This is a genomic window from Pelosinus sp. IPA-1, assembly GCF_030269905.1.
In the GTDB taxonomy this organism is placed as follows: domain Bacteria; phylum Bacillota; class Negativicutes; order DSM-13327; family DSM-13327; genus Pelosinus.
On the sequence record NZ_BSVC01000004.1, the window covers coordinates 254,073 to 273,399 of the forward strand.

The following is a 19,327-nucleotide window of genomic DNA, read 5'->3' on the forward strand; positions in this document are numbered from 1 at the left end:
TCCTCCTATTCAATTTTTATTAAAAGTCAACATATAACCTAACTTGAGACGTTTGATTGCGTGGAATCTTAAGTTCAGTGCCATCTACATCAATACTGATTTCACCGTTACTTAAGTTGTTTAATGTGCCTACAATACTTTTTTTCCCATTAATTGGCGTAAATGTGGTGATTTCAATTTTATCACCAACATGGCGAACAAAATCTCGATCTTTTCGTAATGCACGATCAAGCCCAGGTGAAGAAACTTCTAAATAATAGCTTTCCTTAATCGGGTCAAGTTCTTCAAGTTTAGCTTCTAGCCGTTCACTTACCCAATGACAGTCTTCAATTTCAATACCGCCTTCTTTATCTAAAAAGATGCGTAAATACCATTCACGTTCCTTGATATATTCCACATCTACCAATTCAATTACGCTTTCCGCAACGATCTCTTGAACAAGCTTCTCTACTAAATTTTCAATGTGCTCTTTCGACATAAAATCCTCCTACCTACGTATATTTCTCTACCACCTTAGTGTTGCTAATAATATGTATGCTTATACCCTATATTTGGTAGGATAAAATAGCCACTAAGCTGAAAGAGTGGGTATTATACCCACTCCTTCGGCGCTAAAAAAACAATTATACTATCAATTAGTATATCACTACCTATTTGCATTTACAATAAGAATTTAGTAAAAGTTAATGGATTTATAACAATTCATTAACTTTTACTATGTCTTTTGTGTTAAGCAAACAGCATCATTTGATCAGATTCTGGTAAATCACCAAGACAACCATGTGTCTTTAAAATATCAACCACTGTTTTTGATATATGGGCCCTATTTCTTAAATCGTCTAAAGAAGAAAAAGGATTGCCGCCACGGGTTAACACAATATTATGAGCAGCATTTTCCCCTACCCCTTGTAAGGAAGATAAGGGCGGTAATAATCCATTATCAACAACTAAGAATTTAGTTGCATCTGATTTATATAAATCTACTCTTTGGAAGGTAAATCCCCGCAAATACATCTCTAAAGCCATTTCAACTATTGTAAGTAATCCTTTTTCTTTGGCGGTTACATTATTGCCTTTTGCCTCAAACTCTGCCAATTTATTTCGTAAGGCAACTTGCCCTTGCAAAACAAGTTCAGCGTCAAAATCACTACCTCTTACCGTGAAATAGGCGGCATAAAAGGCTACTGGGTGATGTACTTTACAGTAAGCGATGCGAAAAGCCATCATAACGTAAGCCACGGCATGGGCTTTTGGAAACATGTACTTAATCTTTTGGCAAGATTCAATATACCACTCAGGCACATTTTTTTCCCTTAATTTTGCTACATCTTCTGGTTTTACGCCTTTTCCTTTGCGAACGCCTTCCATAATTTTAAAAGCTAATTGTGGCTCGACCCCTTTTTGTATAAGATATACCATAATGTCATCACGGGCAGAAATGGCCTCGGATAACTTTGCCGTACCAGCTTTAATTAAGTCTTGTGCATTATTGAGCCACACATCAGTACCATGGGAAAAACCACTGATCCTTACTAATTCACTAAATGTTTTTGGTTTTGTATCTTCTAACATTTGTCTAACAAATTTTGTTCCAAATTCTGGAATTCCAAATGTACCAACAGTGCTACCTAATTGGTCAGGTGTTAAGTTTAACGCTGTTGTTGTGGAAAATAAGCTCATGGTTTTAGGGTCATCCAAGGAAATAGTTTTTGCATCAATTTCCGTTAAATCTTCTAGCATACGAATTACAGTTGGATCATCATGACCAAGGATATCAAGTTTAACTAGTCGACTGCTAATGGAATGATAGTCAAAATGAGTAGTGATTGTACCTGAACTTTTGTCATCAGCAGGATGCTGAATTGGTGTAAAGTGATGTACATCCATATCTCTTGGCACAACCATAATACCACCTGGATGTTGGCCTGTTGTTCTCTTTACTCCGGTGCAACCACTAATTAACGCATTAATATAAGCGTTACGTGGTGTGATTCCTTTGTCAGTAAAATAATTTTTTACATAGCCATAGGCCGTTTTATCAGCTACAGTAGCAATCGTTCCTGCTCGGAATACATTATCTTTGCCAAATAGTTCCTCGGTATATTTATGGGCAGTCGGTTGATAATGACCGGAAAAATTTAAATCGATATCAGGAACTTTGTCACCATGAAATCCCATAAAAACAGCAAAGGGAATATCATGGCCATTTTTGATGGTTTTAGAATTACATTGCGGACATTGTTTGTCAGGTAAGTCAAAACCACCACCGTAACTACCATCGGTTACAAATTCACTAAATTTACATTTAGGACAACTCCAATGAGGCGGCAATGGATTAACCTCTGTTATATCTGTCATAGTAGCTACAAAAGAGGATCCGACAGAACCTCGAGAACCTACTAGATAGCCATCATCAAGTGATTTTTTTACTAGTTTGTGAGCAATAAGATATAAAACAGCAAAACCATTATTAATAATCGCATCTAACTCATATTTTAAGCGTTCCGCTACAACCGTAGGTAATGGATTACCATATATTTGTTCAGCTTTATTATACGACATAGAACGTATTTGATCTTCAGCACCAGGGATTTGCGGCGAGTACAGTTCATCAGGTATTGGTTTAAAATTATCAATAAGTTCATTAATACGTCTTGGGTTTTCTACGACGACTTCATAAGCTTTTTCTTCGCCAAGATACATAAATTCATTCATCATCTCTTCTGTTGTCCGAAAATATAAGGGAGGCTGCTGATCAGCATCGCTAAAACCTTTACCAGCCATCATAATGCGCCTGTAAACTTCATCTTCGGGATTTAAAAAATGTACATCGCAAGTTGCGACTACTAATTTATTAAGTTTGAGGCCTATCTCACAAACCCTACGATTGATTTGCCGTAATCCTTCTTCATTTGCTACCATACCTTCTCTTATTAAAAAGGAGTTATTCCCGATAGGCTGAATTTCTAGATAATCGTAAAAGCTAGCAATTTTAATTAATTCATCCTCATTCTCTCCGCGTAATATCGCCTGAATTAATTCGCCTGCTTCACAAGCCGAGCCTAATAATAAGCCTTCTCGATATTCCATAAGAATCTTACGGGGTACGCGAGGGGTTCGATACAAATATTTTAGGTGGGATAAAGAAACTAACCGATATAAATTTCGTAAACCGATACTGTTTTTGGCTAAAATAATAATGTGACGAGCTTTTTTTACATCATCTTCTATTAAGTAGCCTTCCATGCCATAAATTACTTTTATTCCTGCTTTAACGGCAGCTTCATGAGCTTCAGGAAAGGCCTGTACGACACCATGATCTGTAATTGCCACTGCCGAGTGGCCCCACTTAGCAGCAGTTTTAATAAGATCTTTTGCCGAGACCATTGCATCCATATTACTCATACGAGTATGGGCATGTAATTCAATTCGTGTTTTAGGAGCATTATCCATTCGACTTATTTGATCTACTCTACACATACTATCAGCATACAAAACTAATTCATTACTGTATTTATCAAATTGAACTGTACCTTTGGCTTTTATGGTCATACCTTTTGTCAATGAAGTTGATACCTTGTCAATTTGTTGCTTATCCTTGTCTTCAAAAAATACCTTACCACTAAGACCATCTGTTAAGTCCCCAATATCAAAGGTTAACAGTTGTCGCCCTGAACGTAATTCTCTTAGCTCAAAATTAACAAGCTGCCCTTCTACGACAACATTTCGGGCTTCTTCTTGAATTGTACTCATAGGTACGGGATCTGCTTTAATATTTCTACCAAAAATAACTGGATTATCTACTTTTGTCTCACTAGGCGATTTGTAATCTGATATAGCCTCTAAATATTCGGGTGTTAATAAGTCATCATCAGAAATAATGTTATCTTCAGCAGCAGTTGTAATACATTTAATGGTACAATTACGTCCAAATTCTTCTACCATAAATTTCTGCATACTTTGTACAACTCCATGCGTAGCAAAAATCTCTGCAGCTAAATCACCAATGGTTTCAATGGTTAAGGTTTGTCCATCAAAGCTCCATTTGGCACTTAAAAGTAAATGTTTAATAGAATAAATATTTTTTGAAATTTGTGTTACAAAATCCGTCCAATTATTTGCCAAATAATCTTCTAAAACTTTAACAGTTTGTATGAAATTAACTTTTTTCAAGCCACAATCAGTACAAAACTTTTCTTCAGCCAAGGCGATTATTTGACTGGACAACTTTTGGGGAACTGTAATAAATACATCCCAGGTGTTGGTAGTCGTATGTACCTCAACTTTAGTAACTTTACAAGACTTAACTAATTCCTTGTCTTCTGGCTTAATCGATAGTTGTGTAATAAATGTTAAAAAATTTTCAGGATTATCCGGTATGATACAATAACTATACATTTTCGAAAACCTCTTTCATGACCAGCACAATTAGGATTTAAAATCGTTTTAAGAACATGATCACTCATGTCATTGAAATTATTTTGATAAAATAGTGTTTTTTCTTATTTTAACATATTTTTATATAATATAGAGACTGTAATTTAAAACCTTTTTTAAGAATCTAAAAGAAAGGACACGCCAAAGGACATCAAATCAATCCTTTGGCGTGTTTACTTCACTATTTTTTTGTATATCAAACTAACTTACTGTTCATCTAAGCCACTTAGATGATGTGAATCATTTACTAAGTCGACCAATATTTGGTTACCATGATACTCAAGTATATTAATAGCTGTGTTATCTTGCTTAATGTTCCAAAGATGATTGAGATGAATATTAAGCGCGGCACACAGTAATGTGCGTATGGTTCCCCCATGAGACACGACGACAATGGTTTGCGCTGGATGTTGTGATACCAATTTGTCTAACGCAGTAGAAGCACGTTCTTTGACTTCTTTAAAGCTTTCTCCGCCGGGAATTTCAACTTCATCGGGATGAGTAAAAAGTGTTGTCATCTGCTCGGTACATTGACTACTAATTTTTTCATAGGTTAACCCTTCCCATTGACCAAAATTAATTTCTCTAAATTCAGGTACCGTTGTCACTTGAAGATTATGTTTGTTAGCAATACATGTTGCTGTCGTCAAGGCACGGCTTAAATCGCTGGCATATACGGCAGAAATTTTTTCATTAGCTAGACGATTTGCTGCTAATTTTGCTTGTTGTAACCCTTTTTCTGTTAATGCAACGTCACAATGCCCTTGGTATTTCATTTCTAGATTCCATAGAGTTTGACCGTGACGTACTAAAATAACTTTTGTCATCTGTTACCACCTATAACTTTTTGCAATGCATTTACTAAAAGAGTATTTTGTTCTGGCTTCTTTACTGCTACACGAAAATAGTCGCAGGATAACCCCGGATAATTATCACAATTACGAATTAGGATGTTGTATGATGTCATAACTTCTACTAATTGTGCCGCTGTAAGAAGAGTTTCTTTACTATTTACTAAAATGAAATTTACTGATGGAACGTATGGCTTTAACCCTTTTATTGCTAACAACTTGTTATATAAGTCTTTTTTTGCTTCTTGGATATATTCTATACTTGCGCTTTGGTAGGCAGTGTCACCTAAAGCTACAACGCCGGCATTTTGCGCTAACGTGTTGACATTCCAAGGATCTTTTCCTTTATGAAGCAAAAGAGTAAGCGTAGGATTAGCTAGGCTAAAGCCCAACCTTAAACCCGGAATAGCATAGAACTTAGTAAGGGAGTGTAAAATAATAAGATTATCATATTGCTCTAATAAGCTTCGGCATGTATATAAAGCACTATCGGGTAAGAAGTCAATAAAAGATTCATCAACAACTACATACGTTTTTTGGGATTTTGCCGTTATGATGAATTGTTCTAGTTGTTGAGTTGAAAGAAGTGTACCTGTAGGATTATTAGGATTACAAATAAATACAATATCTATATCCACTAGCTGCTTTGCTATAGCATCGAGATCAATTGCAAAATCGTACTTTTCATTAAGATAAAAATATTCAATATTCGCCCCACTAGCCCTAGCAGCAGACTCATATTCACTGAAAGTTGGCGCTGTTACTAATACACGTTTTGGAGTTATTATATGACATAAAACATACATAAGCTCAACTGCACCATTACCAATTGTTATTCGCTCACTATCTACATGATAGAACTTACTAATTGCTTGCTTTAGTGCATAAGCCTCGGCATCCGGGTAATGAATAACGGATTCCAAAGACTCTTCTAAGGATCGCCTGATTTTCATTGACAAACCAAGGGGATTAATATTAGCACTAAAATCTAATATTTCATTAAGAGATCCACCGTTTTTTCGTGTTGTAGCATATAAATTTCCGCCATGTTCAAAAGCATTGTTCCCACTCATGACTGTCACCTTCTTGTTTCATTAATCCGCCAGAAATGAAATTTACAGTATGCAGAAATTTGACACCGGTACAGCATCTGTTAATTTCTTCAATACAAGCGGGGCAATTACTTAGTTTATTTACCGGGAAGAGTACACCAACGACTGTACCACTGTGAGCAACATTGACTCCTACAGCTCCCCAAGAAAGACCTATGTCAATTATTTCTTCTAAATGTGGTTTATATAAAATCTTTTGATTCGCTAATGCGCTAATTGTAGCTCCTTTACCAAGAAGAGAAACATCATTCTTGGTAAGGCCATTGATAATTAAATTCATTGCTTGCTTTACTTGTAATTCTTTGGAATGATTTAGTTTTTCTAAATCACTCCGTTGATTAAAATGCAGTGTATCAATTTCGCCGCCTACATCAAAGATTAGGATATGCATCGGAATTGCGTGTCCTAAGTATCGTCGAAGGTGTCCTTTTACATGATCAAACAAGATAATACCAGGGTAAAATATACCGTCTGTAGGTTCAATTGATAGGGCGATATCTGCTATTTCATCAGGTGATAAAAGTGTACCCCTGCTTAAGGCAATACATTGGCATGCAGCACTAATATCAGCACTACTAGAAGCCATCCCTTTGCCTAGTGGTAATTCAGAATTTACACTAACATGAAAACCATCATTAGTGGTTTTTAAAAACTGAAGTGTTTTGGTGATGGCAGTTGCGACCTTATGTCCAATTGTTACAATACCAATATCTTTATTAGGCATTACCGTTACCTTTGAGTATAAATCAATAGGGCAAGTAATTAAAAAACTATTTCCATTAATTGTACCTTGTGCTAATTCGCCACATGAACCAGGGGCTTTGACGGTTACCCTCATACAAGTGTTCTCCATACGTTAATATTTATATAAATCAATAAAATTTCGCTGAATTCTTTAAGGCTAGCTATCTTTACACCAACTATATCTTCCACTATATTATTTGTCAACCTGACTAAAATGGACTATTTAGAAGGATAACAGTGGAACTTGCCTTTAATATAAGAAGATGATTAATACCATTATTTCGGAGAGTTCACTAATTGCCCCGTATACATCCCCTGTTAAACCACCTATAATGTTTTTAACATAATTGGAAAAAATCATAGTGATCATAATAATACTTGCTAGGCTTACAATTGCTTGTTTGCCTAAGGGGACTACCAATAATAAGGTGAGAAGGGAAGCAATATAGAGGGTGTTTTTGCCCGCATATAAGGCAAAGGCTTTGCCGATACCATCAAGGCGAGCATAGGAAAACATAGTAATTCCTATGACCATAGCAAATCGTCCTAATAATGGCATAATAAATAAAGCAGTAGGAATTGCCAATGGAGAAATATCCATTAACAGTGACCACTTTAGAATAACAAGTAAAACAAAAGCGACAACACCATTTGCTCCGACTCTACTGTCTTTCATTATTTCTAACATTCTATCTTTTGAACGACCAGAGAATATGCCATCCATGGTATCCATAAAACCATCACAATGTAATCCACCTGTGAGAATAATATTAGCAATAATTAGAATGATTGCTAATACATGCGGTGGCATATACATACCCATATGTGGCAAAAGTTCTGTAAGAAAGTGGTTTATAAGTACTAATAAAATCCCAAGAATAGCACCTACTAAAGGAAAATACTTCACACTTCGACCGAAACTTTCAGATGACCACTCTGTTTGTTTGATTATATAAATACGAGTTAAAAATTGTAATCCTGTTAAAAAATTCTTCATTGTTAATGTAGCGTATACTTACGCTAACCTCCAAATTGTCATTTCTAAAAGCGTTTCTATTTTTGTTTGAATTATCTCCCTACACCCCAAAAGAGGAATAAGGCTATGATAAAAAGGGCAGTTACCGTGTACATAATATAAATCGTCTGTTTAATATGCATAGGATTTAATATAGTATGTACTTCTCCCATGTAAGCACGCTCAGAAGCAATTCCACCATAATAATTTAAACCACCCAAACGGACACCCAAGGCACCGGCTACGCCAGCTTCTGAAAAGCCGCTATTAGGGCTAGGATGTTTTGCTGCATCCCGCCAAATTGCACTAGCTGCGCAAAAAAAACGAAAGCGGAGCAGAATTGTAGATACTAGTATCAATATGGCTGTGAAACGAGCAGGAATATAGTTAAATATATCATCGACACGAGCCGCAATCATACCAAAGTCTTGGTATTTTTCGTTTTTATAACCAACCATAGAATCAAGTGTATTTACAGCTCGATATAAGAATGCCAGTGGTAGGCCACCAATTGCAAAATAAAAAAGCGGAGAAATAATACCATCCACAATGTTTTCTGCAATCGTTTCTACCGTTGCTCGAGTTACCTCCGCAACATCTAGTTTGTCTGTATCTCGCCCAACAATCCAGCCTACTTTAAATCTTGCTTGTTGCATATTACCTACTAGTAAATACTGATAGATTTCATTACCTGCCTTAGCCAAACTATTAGGAGAAATAGTAAAACTTAGTAGTAGGGCTCCCCCTAAAAATTCGACCCAAGGATGAACAGCCGCTAATAAGTATAATATCCACCAAGTAATACTGTAAGTTACAGCTAATACTATAACTACCAGTAGCATACCATATAATTTTTTCAAATTAGACGAATGCTCAAAATTTAATAACTTATTTTCCAAAAAAGTTATTAAATTACCAATCATTACTACAGGGTGCATAGGTGTTCGAGGATCACCTAGAAAGGTATCAATTAAGATGGCAACTAAGGGGATATATTGATCCATTACTTTGCACCTAGGATTGTATAAAGTAAATCCATATTGAGGCTATTCCTCACAGTTTCTGCCAAACGATTGTAACTGTTTTCCTTACGAGTGTGAGTATCATTCACTGTCTCTATCGGAGCTAGACCTTTACGTACTCTTAAGGCATTCAGTATACTGCGACGATAGACATCATTATCGAAGATGCCATGAATATAGGTACCCATGACTAAACCATCAGAACGCACCACCCCATCAGCAGAATCGGCGCGTTGATTAGAGCGACTAGTAATTGTAAAAGCATGCTTAGCAGTTTGTAAGAATTCTGTTAGTCCCATGTGAATTTCATAGCCGACTAGATTCTCATAGGTAAGATTCAATCCTAAAAATCCATTATTTGAACAATTAGCAGTTATTTGATGGGTTATTTTATTCGGTGTAAAGGTAGTCGTAATATCAAGTAAACCAAGCCCAGAAATAGTATCTAAATTAGATTCTGTATGGTTCGGATCTGATATTTGTTTTCCTAGCATTTGATAGCCGCCACAAATACCAATAAGAGGCGTCCCAGATTCTACTAGTTTAATGATTTGTTCTTCAAATCCTTGCTGACGTATATATAATAAATCTTCAATTGTATTTTTACTTCCAGGTAAAAGTATTAAATCAGGCTTACCAATTGACTCACCTTGTTGAATATAACGAACTGTCACATCTGTTTCATTAGCAAAAGCATCAAAATCTGTGAAGTTTGATATTTTAGGAGTTCTAATAACCGCGATATCAAGGTCACTGAGAGTCTTTACCTGTTTGTCATCTAGAGAGACCGAATCTTCATCGTCAATGCCTAATTGATCAAGATGTGGTACTACCCCAATTACAGGTTTACCAGTTTTGGTTTCTAAAAAATCTAGAGCTGGTTTTAGCAAATCGATATCGCCCCGGAATTTATTAATAATAATGCCCTTAATTAGATCTCTTTCATCTGGATCTAACAATTCTAGTGTTCCAACAACGGATGCTAATGCTCCTCCCCTGTCAATATCAGCAATTAATAACACAGGCGCAGTAAGCATTTTAGCGATGCGCATATTAACAATGTCATTGGCTTTCAGATTAACTTCCGCTGGACTACCAGCACCTTCAATAACAATGGTATCAAATTCTGCTCCTAGTTTATCCAAACACTCTTTGATAACACCTAATGCTTTTAAGCTATAACCAGTATGATATTCTTTAGCCGACATATTGCCAATTGGTTTTCCCATTAAAACAACTTGTGAACAAGAGTTGCCTGTTGGTTTTAATAATACGGGATTCATCTCCACGATAGGATCAAGTCCTGCAGCTTCAGCTTGGGCGACTTGGGCTCTCCCCATTTCTCCACCTGTTTTCGTGACATAAGAATTCAAAGCCATATTTTGAGCTTTAAAAGGTACGACTTTTTGTCCATCTTGCAAAAAAATGCGACATAAAGCAGTAGTTAGTATGCTTTTTCCTACATGTGAGCTTGTCCCTTGCAACATTATGGTCTTAGCCATGATGCACCCCTTTCGCAATTTGTGTCGCTATTTTTTTTATTTCAACAGGTAAACCACTAATCACCAAATATACCTCATCAGCATGAGCGGCCATCTTTTGATTGACCATACCAGCAATATCACGGTACTGTCTGGCTAAAGCATTATCAGGCACAATCCCCATACCTACTTCGTTTGTAACAAATAATACTGTAGCTTGGCTTGCACGTGAACTAATCACTAGCTTTTCAATTTGTTTCATAATATACTGATATGTTTCTTCAGGATTAGTTGGTGTATTGGGTGATAATAATAAGTTACTAGTATATAAGGTTAAACAGTCAAATAAGATAACATTAGCCTGTTTAGCGGCTTCTTGCAGTATTTGGTCAGCATCATATGGTGCTTCAAATGTTTGCCAAGTATCTGGACGACGCTGGCGATGCAATGTTACACGTGTTTGCATTTCTTGATCATATACTTGGGCGGTAGCAATATAGGCTACTTTATCTGTTTGTGCTGCGGCATATTGTTCAGCAAATAAACTTTTGCCACTTCTGGCTCCACCTGTTATAAGTACGATTTTGCCTTGCATTATATCAATCTCCCAAAGGATATATTATTTTCTTTTTTGCTTAAATAATTTACATGAAGATAGAAAGCGGAGAGCATTCTTTTCGTTACCAGCAAAATGCATATGTAAATAAGAAGCTACTACGTTCTTGCTGGCATATCCGCCATTATATACTTCACCAGTACGTGTCTTTTTGAATTCAAAAGCCCAAGGAAAATCTTTTTGATTTTCGTCAATAATCATTTGTGAAAAATGAAACTCATGCCCTCGCAGAATATCACCATTATCACACAAAATATTTTCTGTAAGAGCCGTTGCCTCAACATAGCCTACTGTTTGTAACTTAGATTGCATTGAACAGGTTGCTGGAATAGCTCCCACCATATCATATTTTTGCCCTTCAAAATCAACGATTTTTTTTGTCAAATACATAAAGCCACCACATTCAGCATATACTGGCATGCCTTCTTGGCAAGCTTGCTTTATAGATTGCCTCATACTTACATTAACGGCTAATTCATTAGCAAACATTTCTGGAAAACCACCGCCAAATAATAGGCCATCCACTTGCGGAAGCTCATTATCGCTTATAGGACTAAATGGTATAATTTCTGCCCCTAAAGATTTTAAGACATCAAGACTTTCGGGATAATAAAAAGAAAAAGCATCATCTTGCGCGACACCAATACGTAAATTTAGTGGAATTTTTTTAGAATTATTGGTTACTTCTTCTAAGCTACACAAACTAGGGGATGACTGTGCTATTTCAAGAAGTTTGTTAATATCTAACTGAGAAGAAATTTGTTCTCTTAATTCGCTAATCCTATCAGAAGCATTATGTTCAGTAACTGGTGTTAAACCTAAATGCCTTTCAGGCATATGTAGAGCATCATTTCTATAAATACAGCCTAACACTGGAATACCAATTCGATCTAATGCATCACATATCATACTTTTATGAGTTTGGGATCCTAATCGATTGATTATAACACCAACTAAATTGACTTCCTGATCATACATCTTATAACCTAATGCAATAGCAGCAGCACTTTCTCCTACTGATCTAGCATCAATAACAAGCACGACTGGTGTTTTGAGTATTTTGGCGATAGCTGCTGTACTGCTAATCCCAGTGCGCCCCCCATCATATAAGCCCATGACTCCCTCAATGATAACAATATCATTATCAGAAGCCGTTTTAGCAAAAATCGGAACTAGCTTGTCTGTAGGTACTAACCAGGTATCCAAGTTATGAGCAACCTTACCACTTGCTAATTGATGATAACCAGGGTCAATATAATCAGGACCGACTTTGTAGGATTGTATTGTAAGGCCCTTTTCTTTTAAAACGGCTAAGATTCCTGTAACAATAGTGGTTTTTCCCACACCGCTGTGAGTGCCAGCAATGACGATACGTGGAATATTAATTTGGGACATAATCTCCCCCCCCCTACTAGTACCTTCTTATAGTTTTGCAATTATTGGCACTTAAAAAATTATCTTTTATGCATGTATAAAAGAGCATTTGTAATTGCGGCAGCAATTGGACTACCACCTTTATTTCCTCGGACTGTTATGTAAGGCACAGGGCAAGTTTCAGCTAATAAATCTTTTGATTCACTGGCACCAACGAAGCCAACAGGAACACCAATAATAAGTGCAGGTCGAATATTAGTATTTTTCATCATATTTAAGACTTCAAATAAAGCAGTAGGTGCATTACCGATGGCAATGATAGAGCCATGCAATCGTTCACCAAAAGTACGCATAGCTACCATAGACCTTGTGATTCCAAGTTCTTTGGCAGTAGACGCTACTGTTTCATCACCAATGAGGCAATTTACTGTTCCGCCATATTCTGCTAAACGACGTTTATTAATACCAGTACGAACCATCTCTACATCACAAAAAATATCACATCCTGCTTCTAATGCTTTGCATCCTGCATTAATAGCTTCCGCATGGATTTCAATAACTTTTGAATACTCTGGGTCACCAGCTGCGTGGATAATGCGTGAAAATACCTTTATTTCTTCAGGTTTTAAATTCAAACTAGTTAAGTAAGGAGCAATGATTTCCATACTGCGCTCTTCAATAGCCATCGGCTCTGTTATATATTGCATTAGTAGACCTCCCTAATAAATTTGATAACTTCGGTAACATCATAAACTACGTTGTTATACTGAATGATAGGTCTATCAATTACGACCAAAGGCAAATGTAATTCCATTGCAGCTGTGATTTTAGTATCACTACCACCAATTTCTCCACTATTTTTAGTGACGATTACTTCTGCATGATATTCCTCAAATAGGGCCACATTAAGTTCGTGAGAGAAGGGACCTTGTATTGCTACTATATCTCGCGGCGTGAAACCCAATTCTAAGCATTCTGTTAAGACGCCTGGTTCCGGTAGCACACGGGCGATTAATCTATGTTTGTGCAAAAATGTTGAATTTTTAAATATTTTTAAATGACGACTACCGGTGGTAAGAAATATAGTTTTACCCAAAGATCCTGCCACTTGCGCTGCTTCTGCATAATCATGAACAATGTGTAAACCATCATAATTGGGCAATGCAGCACTTGGGCGTTCATACCTGACATAAGCTATCGTTGTAGCTTGGCATGCCTTCATAGCATTCTCAGAAACATTAACAGCATAAGGATGACTAGCATCTACAATCATAGTAATCTTGTTAGTGTGAATCAAAGTAGTAAATCCATTTGAATCAAGGGGACCAGTATGAACTGGCACCCCAAGGTCAATCAATTCTCGACCATAATCACTAAAAACAGAAGCCATCACTTCGTAATCATAGTTTATCAATAAGTTAACTAGATCTCGCCCATCTTTTGTTCCGGCAAGGACTAAAATCATAATTTATAACCACGTGGTGTAATCATACGGTTATCTTGTACGTAAGTTTGGCTATTTCCGATAATTACAAGAGAAAACATATCAATAAATTCCTTAGTAAATTCATTTAAAGTCGATATCGCCATATTCTCACCTTCACGAGTAGCGTGATGCACAATACCTACTGGTGTAGAGGTTTTCCGATGCTTCAATACAATTTCACGTACTTCTCTAATTTGGCTGGTACGACGTTTGCTCTTAGGATTATATAAAGCGATTACAAAATCAGCTTCTGCAGCCATTTCAACACGTTTTCTAATAACATCCCAAGGTGTTAATAGATCACTTAAACTAATTACAGCAAAATCATGCATTAATGGTGCTCCTAGAATAGCGGCTGAAGCGCCAACTGCACTAATTCCAGGTATAACATTGACCTCTGGACGAATATCTGAATCATATTTCATTACTAACTCAAGTATAAGACCAGCCATACCATAAATTCCTGGATCTCCACTGGAAATTACTGCTACATTCTTGCCAGCGAGTGCCTGATCTACAGCACTTTGGCAACGTTCAATTTCTTGCATCATACCTGTACCAATAATTTTTTTATTAGTTAGTAATTCAGAGACAAGCGTAACGTAAGTATTGTAACCAACAATTACATCGGCATTTTCTATGCTTTCTCTAGCTCTAGGACTCATATCAAGCAAACTGCCTGGCCCTATTCCAACGACTGCTATTTTACCTGGGCAATTGACACCGTTACATTCTTGTATTTTGTTTTGGGAAGAAGAAGCTTGTTCGTCTGCCCCGCTAATATTGCTGCTGCTGCACATACATTTCCCACTCCTATCTCTTTTTTAACGAAAGTTGATACCTCAAGTTGATTCTCTTCAATACATTTTTCTAATTGTTCGTTGACAAAAAATACACTGGGTACAGCAAATTGCTGTATTACAGATAATAAACCTGGTTCATTTTGTTTTATAACACTGCTGCCAATGATGGCAATACTATTTATACTACGTCCAATTCGGCCACAAGCATCAGTGACTGCTGCTAAAATTTCTTCACTAGTTGTGTTTCGTCTACAACCGATACCAACGGCAAGTGTTGCTGGCCGCAAATATAAGTGAGTGATACTTAGGGACAATACTTGATCTGAAATAATAACGGCAGCATCAAACTCATTACTACCTATGTTGGATAAATCTATTAATTCGATCCCTAACTTAGCGGCTTCTTGATAATAAAACTCCTGATGTGATATTGTTTTATCAATAAAAAATAGTACATTATCACCATTAACTATTGCTGCATTAATCGTTTTTAATTGTTTAAAAGGTTCTATTTTTAATTTAAGTTTTACTGCTAACATATCTGCTGCAGGTTTATTAGCAATATCAGTAGCAGTAGTTATAACTGGCTCGGCACCTACTAATCCACCAATTAATGTGGTTAGCTCATTTGCACCACCAATATGCCCTGATAATAAACTAATTGCATGTTTACCACTATCGTCCATAACGACGATTGCTGGATCAACTCGTTTGTCAATAATATAAGGGGCAATAACCCTAACTACAATACCTGTCGCCATTATGAAAATAAACCCATCGTATTGAGAAAAAACGCTATGCATCAGGGTACTTAGCAAGTCATAGGTATTGTGGCGTAGTGGATTGCGTCCAACTTTAGCAAAAATATCTACGCTTTTTCCTAATTTACTTAGTTTCTCTGCTAGATTATTACCGAGTAGTGCACCTTGATTCGTCACAGAGATAATTGCCAGTTTCATTTTGCATCCCGGTACATATGACCAAACTCAGGGGCATATAATCGTGATAATGCATATTGACTATCTAGGCAACGTCCAACAACAATCATTGCCGTACGGTCGATTTTCGCGTCAGTTATAATTTTTCCAATTGTAGATACTGTGCCTCTAAAGATTTTTTGATCCGGCCAAGAAGCTTTTTGTACAATAGCTACAGGTGTGTCTTGTTCATAACCACCGTCTATTAATTCTTTCATTACATTATCAATCATATGAACACTTAAAAAGATACACATAGTCGCGTTGTGACTAGCCAGTAGAGCTAGTTTTTCTTTTTCAGGTACAGGTGTGCGGCCTTCTAATCGTGTAATGATTACCGTTTGCGAAACATCAGGTAATGTATATTCACGTTTTAATGCGGCAGCTGTTGCTAAGAAAGAACTAACACCCGGAATTACATCATATGTAATATTTTTTTTATCTAGGGCATCCATTTGTTCTTGGATCGCACCATAAATACTAGGGTCACCAGTATGTAATCGGACTGTCTTTTTGCCATGACTGGCAGCTTCCTCGATAACATCAATAACTTGATCTAAGGTCATAGAAGCACTGTTGTAAATTGATGCACCTTGTTTAGCTAGCGCCAATAAGGCTGGATTGACAAGGGAACCAGCATAAATAATAACATCGGCTTCTCCTAATAAACGTTGACCCTTTACCGTAATTAACTCAGGATCTCCAGGACCTGCCCCTACAAATGAAACATGCATTGAAAAACCTCCCAAATATTTGTTAGTGAAAATTCTAATATAATTAGCTTATATACCTTTAGTACATGTAATGATATAGATTGGATTTAATGCTTGCAACATATTACTGCTTTTCACCTGTTTTATACGTGTTACTTGCATACCAAAAGCTTCTACCGTAAATTCAGGTTTAGCCTGCATACTATGTAAAGCATCATATAATGTTTCTATAGTAATAGCTGTGATAACTAATCTGCCATTTGGTTTAAGTAAACTATTACTTTGTGCTAGAATTTCTTGTAAGTGACCACCGCTTCCGCCAATAAAGATTACATCGGCAACGGGAAGCCCCTGCAATGCCTCCGGTGCGGAACCTGAGATGACTTCGATATTATCTGCGCCAAAATGTATTGCATTAGAACGAATTAGTTGAGCTCCTTCTGGATGCCGTTCAATCGCATATACTTTACCACTACTAGCTTGTAAGGCCGCCTCAATTGAGAGAGAGCCAGTCCCGGCCCCAATGTCTATAATAGTGTCAGTAGGACAAATCTTCGCTTTAGTAAGAACTAAAATACGAACTTCTTGCTTCGTCATCGGAATATCACCACGAATAAAGTCCTCATCCTTAATACCTGGAAAATAGCTCATGCTTCCACCACCATTACACAATGAGTAAACCCATTTAGCATTTTTACTTCATTTAGAGTTGATTGTTTAATTTCTTCATTCTCATAAGACAAATTAGCACACAACCATACTTTTGCATTTGACGGCCAGCCATGATCTATGAGTACGCCCGCAATAAATTTTGGATCTTGTTCATAATCAGTGAGAATACCAAGTTTTTTGTTAGGTGCATATTTCAAATCATTGTCATTGGCCATACGACCATGCATACTAATAAGAAGTGCGTCTTGCCATATAGCGGTTATACGGGCGAAAGCTAACTGCATAGAGCTTATTCCTGGGATAACGGTAATACATTCAGACGTAAATTTAGTTTTAAGAGTAGCTAGGAAACTGTAAAAACCAGGATCACCTGAAACCATGACCACTACATCACTTTGCGAAAGGGATGTAGCGATGAACGTTAAAACGCCACTGATATCTCGATCGATAACTTTAACCGTTGCATGTTTAGGTGCAAATGTTATAAGAGCTCGCTGACTTCCAACTAGTACGTCTGCCTGGGCAATTATGCGACTAGCCACTGGCAATATATAATCAGGTGATCCTGGTCCAATTCCTACTACTATTATTTTATGTTCCATCCTAGATTGCCTCCAATTTCTTGTGCGGTATCATCAGTTGCTAATATATCTCCTTTTAGAGTAATCATAGCGGTACCCACTCTTAGATCACCAAAGATATAACGCTCAGCACGTATGCTGGCTCTTTGGGCAATTACGCGGTACACCTCATGCAATTTGTATTTTGTAATAATTGGCATAGCAGCTTCCGTAGTATTACAGTCTAATACTTCTTGTATCGCGGACTGCGGTGCGCCTAGGGAAGCCATATAGGCAGCCAGTGTTTCAAAACGAGCATCAGCCATACGATTATGAGTATGAAAAATTCCTGCAGCTACCTTGACAATTTTCCCCAAATGGCCAAATAACAATACTTGCTCCATACCATAATGTACAGCACTTTCTAACATATGTCCGATAAAATTGCTAGTTTGTATTACTGCTTCTCTAGGAAGATGGTACCTATTAATGGCGATTTCTTGTCCCATTTTTCCAGGAGCAAAGACAATTTGATTATATCCTAATGCCTTTACCATAGAAATTTGTGGTGATAATGAATTTTTAAAGGCTTCTTCTGACATTGGTTCCACTATGCCGGTAGTACCAATAATGGATAAACCGCCTACAATACCTAATGTTGGATTTAAAGTTCGTTGTGCTAACCTTTCACCATCAGGTATTGAAATAGTAACAGTTACACCACAACCAGTAGGTAATACATCTTGTATTGCTTGCATGATCATTTTACGAGGTCCAGGGTTAATAGCGGGCTGACCAACAGCTACAGATAAGCCTGGTTTAGTAACAAGCCCCACTCCAACTCCAGCTTTTAGGATTATCTCACTCGTTTTATTGACTTCTACTTCGGCAAAGATCCTTGTACCATTTGTAACATCAGGATCATCTCCTGCATCCTTAATGATACTTGCCTTTCCTCCATTATATAAGGGCTGACATGTTGCAATTTTCACATGGATATTTTGTCCCTGTGGTGAGGTTACATGTACAGTAGTAGGCAATTGCCCAGACCATGCTAGTAATGCAGCTTTGGTTGCTGCAGCGGCACAAGTGCCAGTAGTAATTCCAGACTTCATTTTTTTTTGCAAAATAAAAACCCCCTGAAGACAGGAGGTACAATAAACCTAATTTATTCTACCACCTGCCTATCCTCCGTAGGTCATAACGGTGTGTGTCAGAATAGGCAGGTCTCCTGACTCTGGTTCATTACATAGCTAAACCTTCCCGGATTATTTCCAGTGGTATATTCTTAGCTATGCTCCCCAATACAGTGGCGGGACCGCGCCGGCTTTGACCGGACTTCCCTTTTAAGCGTAAGCACCCATTCCCAATTTATTAATTTTGTTATTGGTATATTTTTGTAGTATTCCACTACTACTGCTAATATTCCTGCTATTATTTATAAATTATAGATGATTTATTCAA

At 37.1% G+C, this 19,327-nt stretch carries 18 protein-coding genes and 1 riboswitch; all 18 genes read right to left on the bottom strand.

The window, feature by feature from the left end; all coding sequences use genetic code 11:
• Nucleotides 1–19: 19 nt before the first annotated feature.
• Complete coding sequence (gene rimP, locus QSJ81_RS10980; RefSeq protein ID WP_038670789.1) at nucleotides 20–478, bottom strand: ribosome maturation factor RimP; 459 nt, start codon at nucleotides 476–478, stop codon at nucleotides 20–22.
• A 251-nt stretch (nucleotides 479–729) separates the two neighbouring features.
• A complete protein-coding gene (locus QSJ81_RS10985) occupies nucleotides 730–4,398 on the bottom strand; it encodes a PolC-type DNA polymerase III (RefSeq protein WP_285717433.1) in 3,669 nt (1,222 codons plus the stop codon).
• Between the two features lie 245 nt (nucleotides 4,399–4,643).
• Nucleotides 4,644–5,264 (bottom strand): alpha-ribazole phosphatase, encoded by a 621-nt coding sequence (cobC, locus tag QSJ81_RS10990; protein WP_285717434.1) that lies wholly within the window; start codon nucleotides 5,262–5,264, stop codon nucleotides 4,644–4,646.
• Nucleotides 5,261–6,361 carry a threonine-phosphate decarboxylase CobD gene (gene cobD, locus QSJ81_RS10995; protein ID WP_285717435.1) on the bottom strand — a complete coding sequence of 367 codons (1,101 nt, stop codon included), beginning with the start codon at nucleotides 6,359–6,361 and terminating at the stop codon, nucleotides 5,261–5,263. The genes cobC and cobD overlap by 4 nt, the downstream gene beginning before the upstream one ends.
• The gene (locus tag QSJ81_RS11000; protein ID WP_285717436.1) at nucleotides 6,339–7,238 is read right to left on the bottom strand and encodes a GHMP family kinase ATP-binding protein; all 900 of its coding nucleotides are present in this window, start codon (nucleotides 7,236–7,238) and stop codon (nucleotides 6,339–6,341) included. The genes cobD and QSJ81_RS11000 overlap by 23 nt, the downstream gene beginning before the upstream one ends.
• A 156-nt stretch (nucleotides 7,239–7,394) precedes the next feature.
• Nucleotides 7,395–8,141 (bottom strand): adenosylcobinamide-GDP ribazoletransferase, encoded by a 747-nt coding sequence (gene cobS / locus QSJ81_RS11005; RefSeq protein ID WP_285717437.1) that lies wholly within the window; start codon nucleotides 8,139–8,141, stop codon nucleotides 7,395–7,397.
• Between the two features lie 71 nt (nucleotides 8,142–8,212).
• Complete coding sequence (cbiB, locus tag QSJ81_RS11010; RefSeq protein WP_285717438.1) at nucleotides 8,213–9,163, bottom strand: adenosylcobinamide-phosphate synthase CbiB; 951 nt, start codon at nucleotides 9,161–9,163, stop codon at nucleotides 8,213–8,215.
• Nucleotides 9,163–10,683: a cobyric acid synthase gene (locus QSJ81_RS11015; protein WP_285717439.1), complete on the bottom strand. Its 1,521-nt coding sequence runs from the start codon at nucleotides 10,681–10,683 to the stop codon at nucleotides 9,163–9,165. Before QSJ81_RS11015 ends, cbiB begins: the two co-directional genes overlap by 1 nt.
• A complete protein-coding gene (gene cobU, locus QSJ81_RS11020) occupies nucleotides 10,676–11,257 on the bottom strand; it encodes a bifunctional adenosylcobinamide kinase/adenosylcobinamide-phosphate guanylyltransferase (protein ID WP_285717440.1) in 582 nt (193 codons plus the stop codon). The genes QSJ81_RS11015 and cobU overlap by 8 nt, the downstream gene beginning before the upstream one ends.
• 24 nt (nucleotides 11,258–11,281) lie before the next feature.
• Nucleotides 11,282–12,673, bottom strand: coding sequence for a cobyrinic acid a,c-diamide synthase CobB (locus tag QSJ81_RS11025; protein ID WP_285717441.1), 1,392 nt, complete (start codon nucleotides 12,671–12,673; stop codon nucleotides 11,282–11,284).
• 59 nt (nucleotides 12,674–12,732) lie between these two features.
• Nucleotides 12,733–13,359 carry a precorrin-8X methylmutase gene (locus QSJ81_RS11030; protein WP_285717442.1) on the bottom strand — a complete coding sequence of 209 codons (627 nt, stop codon included), beginning with the start codon at nucleotides 13,357–13,359 and terminating at the stop codon, nucleotides 12,733–12,735.
• Nucleotides 13,359–14,117 carry a precorrin-6A reductase gene (cobK, locus tag QSJ81_RS11035; protein WP_285717443.1) on the bottom strand — a complete coding sequence of 253 codons (759 nt, stop codon included), beginning with the start codon at nucleotides 14,115–14,117 and terminating at the stop codon, nucleotides 13,359–13,361. Before cobK ends, QSJ81_RS11030 begins: the two co-directional genes overlap by 1 nt.
• Nucleotides 14,114–14,812 (bottom strand): precorrin-3B C(17)-methyltransferase, encoded by a 699-nt coding sequence (gene cobJ / locus QSJ81_RS11040; protein ID WP_285717765.1) that lies wholly within the window; start codon nucleotides 14,810–14,812, stop codon nucleotides 14,114–14,116. Before cobJ ends, cobK begins: the two co-directional genes overlap by 4 nt.
• A gap of 26 nt (nucleotides 14,813–14,838) precedes the next feature.
• The gene (locus QSJ81_RS11045) at nucleotides 14,839–15,900 is read right to left on the bottom strand and encodes a cobalt-precorrin 5A hydrolase (protein WP_285717444.1); all 1,062 of its coding nucleotides are present in this window, start codon (nucleotides 15,898–15,900) and stop codon (nucleotides 14,839–14,841) included.
• Entirely contained in the window at nucleotides 15,897–16,652 is a 756-nt protein-coding gene (cobM, locus tag QSJ81_RS11050) for a precorrin-4 C(11)-methyltransferase (RefSeq protein WP_285717445.1), read from the bottom strand. Before cobM ends, QSJ81_RS11045 begins: the two co-directional genes overlap by 4 nt.
• 48 nt (nucleotides 16,653–16,700) lie before the next feature.
• Complete coding sequence (gene cbiT / locus QSJ81_RS11055) at nucleotides 16,701–17,282, bottom strand: precorrin-6Y C5,15-methyltransferase (decarboxylating) subunit CbiT (protein ID WP_285717446.1); 582 nt, start codon at nucleotides 17,280–17,282, stop codon at nucleotides 16,701–16,703.
• The gene (cbiE, locus tag QSJ81_RS11060; protein WP_285717447.1) at nucleotides 17,279–17,905 is read right to left on the bottom strand and encodes a precorrin-6y C5,15-methyltransferase (decarboxylating) subunit CbiE; all 627 of its coding nucleotides are present in this window, start codon (nucleotides 17,903–17,905) and stop codon (nucleotides 17,279–17,281) included. Before cbiE ends, cbiT begins: the two co-directional genes overlap by 4 nt.
• Nucleotides 17,890–18,990, bottom strand: a complete 1,101-nt coding sequence (gene cbiD, locus QSJ81_RS11065) for a cobalt-precorrin-5B (C(1))-methyltransferase CbiD (protein WP_285717448.1) — start codon at nucleotides 18,988–18,990, stop codon at nucleotides 17,890–17,892. Before cbiD ends, cbiE begins: the two co-directional genes overlap by 16 nt.
• A 77-nt stretch (nucleotides 18,991–19,067) precedes the next feature.
• Nucleotides 19,068–19,242: riboswitch (cobalamin riboswitch) on the bottom strand.
• Nucleotides 19,243–19,327: the final 85 nt, after the last annotated feature.